The organism is Empedobacter sp. GD03861 (genome assembly GCF_029840885.1).
In the GTDB taxonomy this organism is placed as follows: domain Bacteria; phylum Bacteroidota; class Bacteroidia; order Flavobacteriales; family Weeksellaceae; genus Empedobacter; species Empedobacter falsenii_B.
In genome coordinates this window covers 1-12,975 of the sequence record NZ_JAOCDJ010000049.1, presented here as the reverse complement: position 1 = coordinate 12,975, position 12,975 = coordinate 1, and the positions used below count along the sequence as shown (strand labels likewise).

At 32.2% G+C, this 12,975-nt stretch carries 9 protein-coding genes; 7 read left to right on the top strand and 2 right to left on the bottom strand.

Annotation, left to right across the window (positions count from 1 at the left end; genetic code table 11):
• Window positions 1-148 precede the first annotated feature (148 nt).
• Complete coding sequence (gene aspA, locus N5D03_RS13680; protein ID WP_114997768.1) at window positions 149-1,546, bottom strand: aspartate ammonia-lyase; 1,398 nt, start codon at window positions 1,544-1,546, stop codon at window positions 149-151.
• A 108-nt stretch (window positions 1,547-1,654) separates the two neighbouring features.
• On the opposite strand from aspA, the gene N5D03_RS13675 reads away from it, so the two are divergent.
• Window positions 1,655-2,863: a DUF5009 domain-containing protein gene (locus N5D03_RS13675; RefSeq protein WP_280051977.1), complete on the top strand. Its 1,209-nt coding sequence runs from the start codon at window positions 1,655-1,657 to the stop codon at window positions 2,861-2,863.
• 162 nt (window positions 2,864-3,025) lie between these two features.
• Here N5D03_RS13675 and N5D03_RS13670 read toward each other — a convergent pair whose 3' ends face one another.
• Complete coding sequence (locus N5D03_RS13670) at window positions 3,026-3,685, bottom strand: helix-turn-helix transcriptional regulator (protein WP_114997774.1); 660 nt, start codon at window positions 3,683-3,685, stop codon at window positions 3,026-3,028.
• 93 nt (window positions 3,686-3,778) lie between these two features.
• On the opposite strand from N5D03_RS13670, the gene N5D03_RS13665 reads away from it, so the two are divergent.
• The 6 genes from N5D03_RS13665 to N5D03_RS13640 all read left to right on the top strand — a co-directional run bounded on the left by N5D03_RS13665 (window position 3,779) and on the right by N5D03_RS13640 (window position 12,975).
• Window positions 3,779-4,171 (top strand): molecular chaperone Tir, encoded by a 393-nt coding sequence (locus N5D03_RS13665; RefSeq protein WP_115001905.1) that lies wholly within the window; start codon window positions 3,779-3,781, stop codon window positions 4,169-4,171.
• A 12-nt stretch (window positions 4,172-4,183) separates the two neighbouring features.
• Window positions 4,184-4,888, top strand: coding sequence for a PspA/IM30 family protein (locus N5D03_RS13660; RefSeq protein ID WP_125350044.1), 705 nt, complete (start codon window positions 4,184-4,186; stop codon window positions 4,886-4,888).
• Between the two features lie 69 nt (window positions 4,889-4,957).
• Window positions 4,958-5,155 (top strand): DUF4177 domain-containing protein, encoded by a 198-nt coding sequence (locus N5D03_RS13655; protein ID WP_125350043.1) that lies wholly within the window; start codon window positions 4,958-4,960, stop codon window positions 5,153-5,155.
• A 19-nt stretch (window positions 5,156-5,174) separates the two neighbouring features.
• On the top strand, window positions 5,175-5,867 hold the full coding sequence (locus N5D03_RS13650) for an OB-fold-containig protein (RefSeq protein ID WP_125350042.1): 693 nt from the start codon (window positions 5,175-5,177) through the stop codon (window positions 5,865-5,867).
• A 99-nt stretch (window positions 5,868-5,966) separates the two neighbouring features.
• On the top strand, window positions 5,967-8,051 hold the full coding sequence (locus tag N5D03_RS13645; protein WP_221856601.1) for a flotillin family protein: 2,085 nt from the start codon (window positions 5,967-5,969) through the stop codon (window positions 8,049-8,051).
• Between the two features lie 85 nt (window positions 8,052-8,136).
• A complete protein-coding gene (locus N5D03_RS13640; RefSeq protein WP_280051975.1) occupies window positions 8,137-12,975 on the top strand; it encodes a DNA repair ATPase in 4,839 nt (1,612 codons plus the stop codon).

Here is a 12,975-nt window from a genome sequence, read left to right as displayed (position 1 = left end):
GCAACCGATATTCAAGTAATTGTCATGTTGAACCTGTCGAAACATCTAACATTACATAAGTTTATATACTTTAAGCGAAAATCGTTATTATTAGCTTTTCACTTTACTTTGTACATAATACTTTTTACATTGTACAATTTCGCAACTTCTATATATGTGGCCCAAGCATATTTTTAGGATCAAGGATTTCGTCCAAACGTTCTTTCGACAATAAACCGTGATCTAAGACCAATTGATATACACCTCCTCCTGTTTCTAAAGCTTCTTTCGCAATTTTTGTACTTGCTTTGTAACCAATGTAAGGATTTAAAGCTGTAACAATTCCAATACTATTTTGTACTTCATTTTTCAAATGTTCTGCGTTTGCTGTAATTCCATCCACACATTCAACACGTAGCGTATTCATCGCATTTGTTAAATATTGAATCGATTCCATAATCGAAAAACCAATTATTGGCTCCATTACATTTAATTGTAATTGACCAGCTTCGGCAGCCATTGTTATTGATAAATCATTTCCAATCACTTTAAAACAAACTTGATTCACTACTTCTGGAATTACTGGATTTACTTTCCCTGGCATAATCGAAGATCCTGGTTGTTTTGGAGGTAAATTAATCTCGAACAAACCTGTTCTCGGACCAGATGTTAACAAACGTAAATCATTACAAATTTTCGACAACTTCACACAAAGACGTTTCAAAGCTGATGAATAATCCACAAACGAGCTTGTATCCGAAGTTGCTTCAACTAAATTATCAGCCAACGAAACATCTTCATTCATGATTTCAGCTATTTTAGTTGTACACAATTGTGCATAACCTGGAACAGCATTCAATCCAGTTCCAATTGCAGTTGCACCCATATTAATTACTAATAATTCGGCAGCAATTCGGTTTAAATTATCAACTTCTTTATGTAATGTATTCGAAAAACCTTCAAACTCTTGCCCAAGCGTCATTGGAACTGCATCTTGCAATTGCGTACGTCCCATTTTTATAACATTACCAAATTGTTTCCCTTTTTTATCAAGTGCCTCATACAACGAAGTTAATGCCTCAACCAAAGGTTTATTCATATTAAATAATGCTAATTTCAAAGCAGATGGATAGGCATCATTCGTAGATTGCGAAAGGTTCACATGATCATTTGGCGAACAAAATTGATACTCTCCTTTTTGTTTTCCTAAATACTCCAAAGCAATATTTGCAATTACTTCATTTGCATTCATATTTGTAGAAGTTCCCGCACCACCTTGTATCATATCGATTGGAAATTGCTCTGTATATTTACCAGCAATTAACTCATTCGAAGCAAAAGAAATCGCATCAAATAATTCTTTCGATAAAATTCCTAATTCATGATTGGCTTGCGCAGCACCTAATTTCACAACACCAAGCGCTTTTACAAATTCGGGATAATGTGACAAATAGTTATTGGAAATTTTGAAATTATTAATGGCACGTTGCGTTTGCACACCATAATAAGCCGTTTCAGGAATTTGTAATTCTCCTAATAAATCAGACTCCGTTCTCATTTTATTTATTGTTTGTTATTGACAATTAAAGGTAAGGAATAATCTAGTATCTTTTTGAAAAGCATTTTGTCTAAAAATTCAAAAAATCTATATCTTTAAAACATTAACACAAAAGAGATGAAAGCAGCTCGTTATTATTCATTAGACGTTTTTCGTGGCGCAACTGTTGCGTTGATGATTTTGGTAAATAATCCAGGAACTTGGTCGGCTATGTTCGATCCTTTGGAGCATGCAGAATGGCACGGATGTACGCCAACAGATTTGGTTTTTCCTTTCTTTTTGTTTGCTGTAGGAAATGCAATGGCTTTTGTGATTCCAAAATTGCAACAACAACCTCAACAAATTTTCTGGCAAAAAGTAATAAAACGAACAATTCTAATTTTCGGAATTGGATTATTCATCAATTGGTGGCCATTTTTCAAGTGGGATAATAATGAACTTATTTTCAAAGCATGGAAAGATTCAGAAGAAAGCGGAATCCGAATAATGGGCGTTTTACAACGAATTGCAATTGCTTATTTTTTCGCTTCGGTGATTGCTTTTTATTTTAAACAAAAACAAGTTTTATTGATAAGTTGTGCGATTCTTCTACTTTATTGGGTTTTAACTTTCGGACTTGGAACTTCTGACCCTTATTCATTAGAAGGTTTCATCGGAACTAAAATCGATAATCAATTGCTAGGTTTAGCACATATTTACAAAGGAGAAGGTGTTCCGTTTGATCCCGAAGGAATTTTCAGTACAATTTCTACTATTCCACAGGTTTTATTTGGGTATTTGGTTGGTGATTATATTCAGAAACAAGGAAATATCAATTGGTTGAATCGTCCTTTACCAAAAACTGACAATCCGCAATATAAAATGTTAGCTGGTTTATTTGTTTTAGGAACAATTGCATTGACAATTGGTTATGTTTGGCAATGGGATTTCCCGTACAATAAAAAGATTTGGAGCAGCTCTTATGTTTTCAACACAACTGGTTTAGCAATTTTGACAATTGGCGCTATGATTTGGTTCATCGAAATTTTAGGCATCAAAAATGGTTTCATGAAATTCTTTGATGTTTTTGGAAAAAATCCTTTGTTCATCTTTGTTTTGAGCGGATTATTACCTCGATTATTAGGTTTAATCAAAATTGAAGCTGGTTTAAACGACAAAAGAGAAATCAAATTCATTTCACCATTGGATTGGTTCTACGAAAATGTTTGCGCTAAAATTCCTGGAATTCCAGAAATTGGTTCATTTGTTTATTCGCTAATTTTCTTAGCTTTCTTTTGGTGGTTAGCTTATTTATTAGATAAAAAGAAGATTTATATTAAAGTTTAAAAGTCTTGAGTAGTAAATTATAAGTTTTTAGAAGAGATGTCTCGATTCCTCGACATGACATTAATTATCAGCCTAGATTGGATTTTCTTGTCATGTTGAGCGAGTCAAACGATGTAGAAACATCTAATATTTAGAAAACAATCTTACTTATAAAAATTATTTCTAAACCTTCTTATAAACAGCATAAAACTGATAAAAGTGCTGAATATTTTCAACATCAAAAATAATTTGTTTCCATTGATTTAATTCCAAAATCAATTGATTTTCGTGTTGAGTAAACTTCCCAACAAAAATTTCATCATCATTCAAATACAAACCAAACTTATCATTTACCAAATGTAAATTTTCCACTTCCAAATGTTCAAAAAATAAAATAGATGATTCTTCTTCTGTAAAATCGATAGGTGAAGCGATATTCGAAGAATATTCTAACGCAATAAATTGATGCGAATTATAGATTGGAAAATAGATCGACGGATAGTTTTCTATATTAGAAAATAATTCTTTTTTTAACTGAATTATTTCTCGTGATAAAAAAGGAATCGCGCTCAAATTTTTAACATTTCGAAATGTATCAGCTTCCTCAAAATAATTATCAAAGTGTAATATTTCGTTAACTGTTAAGTTTTTTTCGATTAAATGACTAATCGGAATGCTAAAATATTTAGCAATTAGAGAAATCGTTTCAATTCGTGGCTCTGCACGTTTTTCTTCGTAAGATGAAATATTCCCTCTACTAACATCGAATAAATCAGCAAAAGCTTGCTGAGTTAAGTTCTTAACTTGTCTTAATTTCTTTATATTTTCACCAATTTTTGTCATTATTTAAAATTTTAACATTTTTATTTGCTAATTATTTTAGCAAATTGTTTAATTTTATGGAAACAAATTACAAAAAACACTAATAACAACAAAATGAATTATTTTTCGAAGATTGAAAATTTTATTCAAAACATCAATTACACCATCACTTACAAAGACGAAAAAGAGGGTGTTTTTATGATTGAAAATTTATTGGATGGTGTTCAAAATCTGATTGTAGGGATTGCACCACCTGTTATCATTTTCGAGTTGTATTTATTTACAATTACAAATGATAATCTGGAAATGCTAAAAGCGTTGTTGATGAAAAATCGCGATATCATTCATGGTGCTTTTGCAATAACAGAAGACGGAAACAAAGTCATTTATCGTTACACACTTCAAGTTGCGAATCTTGATCAAAACGAATTTGAAGCAACGTTAAACTCTTTGAGCTTATTGATGAGCGAATATTCTGCTCAATTAATCGAATTTTCTAAACAATAAAACAATATCACTATGAATATTTTCAAACGTATTTTTAGAATTGGACAAGCGGAAATACATTCGGTTGTCGAAAAAATGGAAGACCCAATCAAAATGACAGAACAAGGAATTCGCGAAATGCGCGACGATCTTAATCAATCATTAGAGGCTTACGCAAAGGTAAAAGCAATGGCAATTCGTTCGCAAAATAGCGTCGACAAAAAGAAAGAAGAAGCTGCAGATTATGAACGAAAAGCAATTCTTTTGTTAGAAAAAGCTGAGCGAAATGAAATTACAATTGAACAAGCCGAAAATTTAGCGAAAGAAGCTTTGAGCTTAAAAAATCAATTGTTAGAAGAAATTACTGAATTAGAAAATCAAGTGATTATTCATGAAAAATCTGCAAATGAAGTGCACAAAAACGTTGAGGTTCTTAAATTCAACATTAATAAATGGGAAAATGAATTGACAACATTAAAAGCGCGTGTAAAAGTTGCTGATGCCACAAAACAAGTGAACAAACAAATGGCTAAAATTGATGCGAATAGCACAATTAGCATGTTAGAACGTATGAAAGCCAAAGTAGAAGAAGACGAAGCACTTGCACAAGCTTACGGAAGTTTAGCGGACAATTCGAAAACCGCTGATGACGAAATTAACGAAACCTTGAAAGGTGATTTGATTCAAAATGAATTAGAAGCTTTAAAGCTAAAAATTCAGTCGAAAAATCAAGAATAAATCACTTTTTATAGTGAATTATTTCTATAAAATTTTTAGTAAATTAATCTCTTTTAAAAAATCAAAACTATGGCATCTAAATATGAATACAAAACAATAGAAATAATGCCTAACGCTGGCTTATTTTCTATCAAAATAGATAAAACATTTTTGGATGATTTACTAAATAAATATGGAAATGAAGGCTGGGAATTAATCACTTCCACTCCGCTTTCCATCAACAGCACAACGAAAATTATTTATTATACATTCAGAAGAGCTATTTAACATTAAAAATTAACACTAAATGACCGAAATTTTAGACCTTCTTTTTAATCCATTGGCCAACGGAATTATGACCATTTTGATGGGATTTTCTCTTGTCTATTGGGTATTTCAACTGTTAGCTGGTGACGGAATTGATCTTGGAACAGATTCTGATTTTCATATCGGAGACATCAATGATGTTGATGCCCACCACGAAATTGACGCTGATCACGATGCTGATGCAGACGTGCATCACGAACCAGGTTTTTGGGCAAAATGTTTAGAATTCATCAATGTTGGTAAAGTTCCGTTAATGGTGATTATTACTTTGTTCAAATTTATCAGTTGGGTGATTACCATTATTTCTTCGATTGTTTTTGGATTAAGCAAATTAGGATTGTATTCAGTTTTAATCTTAATTCCGGTTTTCATCATCGCTTATTTTATGATGCATTGGATCACTAAACCATTAGTTAAAATGTATTCAGAATTAGGTTATCATGGAGAAGAAGAAACTGATTTTATCGGAAGAGTCGGAAAATCAAAATCTAAAATCACAGGAGATAAAATAGGCTCTGCGGAATTTCAAATCGAGAAAGATATTATTACGCTTAACATCAAAAGTCAAAATGGCGAAGAAATTAATTTTGGAGATACCATTATTATCACCGACGAATCGCCTTCAAATCATTATTATTTCGTCATCAAACATATAACCTTAAACAACATTTAACACTATTATGACACTAATATTTCAACTTACTTCGTTTCTTATCGAAGAAATTTTAATCTTAATTATTCACTAAATCAATCAAAATATAATAAAAATCTCATGACAAATTTTATTCTTTTAGCAGTTGGTGTTATCGTTTTCATCTTTATTGCTTTCATCGTCGTTTTAAGCGTTTTCTATAAAAAAGTTCCGCAAGGAAAAGCCATCGTTCGTACTGGTGTTGGTGGATCGCAAGTAGCTTTCAACAAAGGAATGTATGTAATTCCTGTTTTCCACAAAATGGAAATTATGGACATTTCGATTAAGAAAATTGATATTACTCGTCAACAACACGATGGTTTAATTTGTAAAGACAACATTCGTGCAGATATCAAAGTTGCATTTTTTGTTCGCGTTAATAAATCGGTGAATGATGTAATCAATGTTGCACAAAACTTAGGAACAGAACGAGCATCAGAACCAGAAACATTAAAAAGTATTTTCGAAGCAAAATTCTCAGAAGCTTTAAAAACAGTTGGAAAAAAATTCGATTTTATCGAATTATACGAAGCTCGTCGCGAATTTAGAGATGAAATTTTAAATATCATCGGAACAGACTTGAATGGATATATTTTAGATGACTGTGCGATTGATTATTTAGAACAAACTGAATTACAATTCTTGAGCCCTGATAATATTTTAGATTCGGAAGGTATTAAAAAAATCACGGAATTAACGGCTCAACAAAATATGAACGCCAACTTAATTCGTCGTGAAGAAGAAAAAGTAATCAAAAAACAAAACGTTGAAGCGCGCGAAGCAATCTTAGAATTAGAGCGACAATTAGCCGAAAAAGAAGAGCGTCAACGCAGAGAAATCGAAAATATAAAAGCGCGCGAAGAGGCAGAAATTGCAAAAGTTCGCGAAGAAGAACGTCTAAAAGCTGAATCTGTTCGTATTACAACAGAAGAGCAATTGGCGGTACAAGAAGAAAATAAATTGCGTCAAATTATTATCGCAGAAAAAAATAAAGTTCGTACTGATGCAATCGAAACGGAACGCGTTGAAAAAGATCGTGCATTAGAGCAAACAGAACGTGAGCGAATTGTGACTTTAGCTCAGATTGATAAAGAAAGGTCTATCGAAGTTGAGAAGAAAAATATTCAAGGCGTTATCAAAGAACGCGTTCTTTTAGAAAAAGGCGTGATTGAAGAGCAACAAGGTGTGAAAGATGTTGAAGTTTACCGTGAAGTTGAGCGTCAGAAACAAGCCGGAATTATTGCTGCATCGCAAGAAGCGGAAGAGCGTTTAATCGAAACTGTAAAAGCTGCGGAAGCGGCAAAAATTGCGGCAGAGCAAGAAGCTGCTCGTCAAGTTATCGAAGCAGATGCACAAAAACAAGTTGCAGAACGCAAAGCGCAAGAGTTATTAATTGATGCGGAAGCTAAAAAAGAAGCTTCTGCAAAAGAAGCTGAAGCTCGTAAAATAATTGCTGAAGCACAAGCAAAAGAAGAAGCTGCAATTGGTCTATCTGAAGCAGAAGTAATGGTTGCAAAAGCAGAAGCAGAAGAAAAACAAGGAACTGTAGAAGCATCTGTTATCGAGAAAAAAGCAGAAGCGTTACGTAAAGAAGGCTTAGCACAAGCAGAAGTTGTTCGTGAAAAAGCATTAGCAGAAGCAAAAGGAATTGAAGAAAAAGCAGAAGCTATGAAGAAACTGGACGGTGTTGGAAAAGAGCACGAAGAGTTCAAACTTCAATTACAAAAAGAAAAAGATATCGAATTGGCTCATATCAACATTCAAAAAGATATTGCTGGAGCCCAAGCTGAGGTGTTATCAAATGCATTGAAATCTGCGAAAATTGACATTGTTGGTGGAGAAACAATGTTCTTCGAAAATATTGTGAAACAAGTTTCGAATGCAAAAGGTTTCGATCATTTAATCGACAATTCGAAACATGCAACAGATATCAAAAATGCATTGATTGACGAAGATGGCGGAAGCGATTTAGCTGGAAAAGTGAGAAGTCTTGCCGATAAATATGGCATTTCATCAAACGACATCAAAAACTTAACAATTACTGCGGCATTAATTAAATTACAGCAAGCTGCTTCTGCTTCTGGAAACAGCGAAGACACAGGATTTATAAATTCTCTTTTCGGAATTGCGAATCAGTTAGGTGTTTCAAATAAAAAAATAGGTTAATCCATTAAACAATAATAGAGTGATTGAATCTATTCGTTTCAATCGCTCTTAATTACAGTTTAATCACCTTCTAGATTTTAATTTAATGCAAGAAGAAAAAAATATTAACGTTACCGAAACGCTTGATGCAGGCGCGTACGAAATCATCCGAAAAAGACTTCTTACACAAAAAGATTTTCTTTCGGAAAGATTAACGAAATTGAATGATGCTCGAAAAGAAGTCTTCAATTCTACCAATTTTGCATTAAGCGCAAACCAAAGAATTACGACAGAAAATACATGCGTCGCACGTGGAATTATCGCGTTCGATAAATTGTGTATTTTTGGTTACAACGTGCATTTCGGTTTACGCACAGACATTCAGTTGAGCGATGTTTTTAGTATTTATCTGTTTCAAGAAAATCAATTTATTCCTCAACCTCTCGACTTAATAAACGATCAGAATTTCTTTACAGATTTTCAGAATTTATATAAATATTACCGCGATTCTATCTTTTCTAAATTTCGTAGAACAGATAATTATCTATACATGGTTTTCCAAACCAGTAAAAGCGCACAAGATTTGAAAGCGTTTAAATGGTTAATCAAAGACGGAAAATTAATTTATCAAGATGATCGCAGCATTCACGAAGTAAAAAAAGCAGATCAATTTGATTTTGAATGGCAAAAAACTTCTATCGATGATCGTCGATTAGGAAAGTTTCCACATATTTCTATTTTAGATAAGATTTTTATCGAAGCAATTGGTGGTGATATTACTTTTAAAATTGAAGATAATACGGATTCAGGAAAAGGAATTTTCACTGAAAAAGTGACACATTTAGATCAACAATTAGACGATGCCGAATATTATTATGCCGATTTAGGAAATCTAATTGCGGTTAAAATAAAACCGTTTCAAGAAGATTTCAGAGCCTATATTTACAATGTTCGCACCAAAGAAGTTATCAACATTCCTGCACTTTTAGATGCAGCAGTTCTGTTACCCGATAATCAAGGTTTAATTTTTTCGAATGGTTATTATTTACAAAACGGAACGTATCATCTTTTCGATAATAATAATTTAGAGCATTTTCAATTTTTCCGTCGTGTAAATTCTCCGAACGGAGAAGATTTTATGTACATTTTCAATCAAGATGAAACCAATACATACATTCTTTTATCGTACAATATCATTCAACAAACTGTGGAAACACCTATAGTTTGTAATGGTTTTACGATTTTTAAAGATGGAAGTTTAATTTATTTCCGCACCGAAGAAGAAGCGACAAGACATCATCAAGTTCAAATTTGGCAAACACCTTATGTTGAACGTTTGATTGAAAATACAGAGAAAACAAATCATCCATTATATAAAATTGGGAACAAAGACATTGTGAAAGCAATGGCTGAATCTCAGGAGGTTATTCAATTAATCAACAAAGAAGATTCGTACGAAGGTTTATACGAAGACATTGTAAAAAAAGCGAATAATATTGTAGATGGCTATTTTTGGATTAATGATCAAGAGACTTTTGAGTTAGCTGTTCCTTTATTAGAAATTAAAACAGTTGCCAATACAGCGATTGATGAATTTGCTAAAGTTCAAATTCAGAAAAAATTTGCGCAAGAAACCTTAGAAAAAACGGAAGAATCGATTGAAGAAATCGTTTTCAAAGTAAATAGCACAACGTACAACCAATTGGATTTATTGGTTGAACATTTAGCTGAAGCGCGTAAAATTCAAGGAAAAGTTATTGATTTACGTTCAATTCGCTACATCAATTTAGACCGTGTTCAAGAATTAGAAAACCAATTGCAAGAGGTAAACGAAAATTTATCAACCAAAACAATTGAGTTTCTTTTATTGGATGAAGCACTAATTCCATACGAAGAAAAAGTTGCTGAACAGAAAAACTTAGTAGCTTCTATCGAAAAAGTCATTGATGCGAAAGTTATCGAAGAAGCTTGTCTTAAAATTGCTTCAGAATTAGAATTATTGATTGATATTCTGAACAGTTTAAAAATTGAAGACGCAACACAAACAACAAAAATCATTGAGAAAATCTCGGTTATTTTTGCTTCGCTTAACGAAGTTCGTGCCCAATTAACACGTCAAACTTCTGCGTTAAAAAGCAAAGAAGCTGTTGCAGAATTTTCTGCTCAAATCACGTTGTTGGAGCAAAGTGTGGTTAACTTTTTAGAATTATCAACAACTGCCGAAAAAACGGAAGAATACAATACAAAAATAATTGTTCAACTTGAAGAATTAGAAAGTAAATTTTCTGATTTTGATGATTTCGCCTTGAAAATTGCAGATAAGCGCGACGAAATTATCAAGGCATTCAATTCGAAACGTGAACAATTAGTTGAACAAACCAACAAACGCACCAATTCATTAGAACAAATTGGCTTGCGCGTCTTGAAAAATATCGAAAATAAAGCCAAAACTTTTTCTGAGAAAGAAGAAATTTTAGCGTTTTATTCTTCGGATTTAATGATTGACAAAATGCGTCAAATCATTCAAGAATTGAAGGATTTAAAAGATGTTTCGAAAGCCGAAAACCTTGAAAATCTATTAAAAAAATCGCAAGAAGATACGCTTCGTGTTTTACGAGATAAAACTGAACTTTTTGTTGATGGGCAAAATATTATTGCGCTTGGTCAAAATAAATTTACGGTCAATACGCAGCAATTAGCGCTGACATTGTTGAATCGTAACAACGAATTATTTTATCATTTAACAGGTACAAGTTTCTATCAAAAAGTTAAAAACGATGAGATTTATCGTTACCAAGATATTTGGAACCAAGAATTTGTTTCGGAAAATCAATTGGTTTATCGTGCTGAATATTTAGCTTATCAAGCTTTTTTAGCAAGAAATGAAAACGATTTTGATGCTGAAAAATTTATCAATCAAATCATTGAACAAAATTATTCGGAAGGTTATATAAAAGGCGTTCACAATTTTGATGCGTTTCGAATTTTTACTGAATTGGTCAACATAAATTCGAAATTAGATGTGTTGCAATTTGATGCGCCAACTCGTACAACTGCTCAAATTTTTTGCCATTCTTTAGAAAAGAATTTGCAAGATAAGTTGAATGCAATGATTAATTCGGCTCAATTAATTTTGAAAAATTTTCCGAATTCAACTCGATTTGAAAATATTCTAAATGAAATCAAATCGCTTTTTGAAAATTGGGAAACTGAATGGGATAAAACAATAACAACTTCAGAAAAAGTTGCCAATTATTTGTTTAGAACTTTCACAAAATATCAAGCTTTTTCGATGAGTAATGAAGCTGAAAATTTTCGAAAAGAATTCATTAATTACTTAGAGAAAAATAAAAATTCAGATGATTTTAATGCGTTGATTGCAGATGAACAATTTTCTTCAACCGAAAAATTTTACTTGATCGAAAACTGGATTCATTCTTTTATCGATGAAAATGAAAATTTTTCAACTTACAGAAATGTTGTAAATGAAGTAGCAACGATGTTATTGTTTTCTAAAGATAAATTTCAGTTAATAAATGGAAATTCATCTATTATAATTGAAGATTTAAAAGGAAATCATACCGTAATAATTGATGGTATTTATACACAAAATTATCATGAAATCATTTCTAAATTAGAGCATTTTTCAACTGTTGATGTTCCAAATTTTAAATCATTCCAAAAGTTAAAAGAAGAAATTTCGAAAGCTTATGAAAAGGATTTAAAAATCGCAGAATTTGAACCAAAAGTTTTAACATCATTTGTTCGAAATAAATTAATCAACGAAGTTTATTTTCCTTTAATCGGAAATAATTTAGCCAAACAATTGGGAACTGCAGGCGATAACAAGCGTACTGCACGAATGGGAATGTTGTTGTTAATTTCGCCTCCTGGTTATGGAAAAACGACGTTGATGGAGTATTTAGCAAAAACAATGGGCCTACATTTTGTGAAAGTAAATGGACCAACAATTGGACATAATATTACATCAATCGATCCAATAGAAGCCAAAACTTCTGGAGAAAGAGAGGAATTAAAAAAGATAAATCTTTCGTTTGAAATGGCAGATAATGTAATGTTGTACTTGGACGATATTCAGCATTTGAGTGCCGAATTTTTACAGAAATTTATTTCATTAGCCGATGGACAGCGAAAAATTGATGGAATTTTTGAAGGAGAAAGTAAAACCTACGATTTACGCGGAAAACGTTTTTGCATTGTAATGGCAGGAAATCCATATACGGAAAGCGGCTCTAAATTTCAGATTCCAGATATGTTGGCTAATCGTGCTGATGTTTATAATTTGGGTGATGTAATTGGTGATACGGAAACGTTGTTCAATTTAAGTTTGATTGAAAATGCAACAGGAGATAATCCTTATTTGGATAAAATTGCTTCAAAAAGTTTGACAGATTTTTACAAGTTAACAAATTTTGTAACCGAAAATCAAGAACAACTTCCGGATTTGGAAGGCAATTATTTGAAACAAGAAATTGATGATTTTATTGCAGTTCTAAAACATGTGATTAAGATTAGAAATATTGTCGTAAAAGTCAATCAAAATTATATTTCGAGCGCAGCAATGCAAGATGATTACAGAACGGAACCGCCTTTCAAAATGCAAGGTTCGTACAGAAATATGTCAAAATTGGTTTCGAAAATTGTTCCAATGATGAACGAAAAAGAAATTAACGAAACTATTTTAGCGCATTACGAAAGTGAATCGCAAACATTGACAACAGATACAGAATCGAATTTGTTGCGATTAAAAGAAATTGCAGGTTTGATAACTGCTAAAGAAAAAGAACGTTGGGAAACGATAAAAGCAACCTTTGTAAAAAATAACAAACACGGTGGCTTGAATAAAGACGATAAAGTTTTTGCTCAATTGCTCGAATTCAATGAAAATTTGGAAGGAATTATCCAAGCTATTTTGAAGAAATAA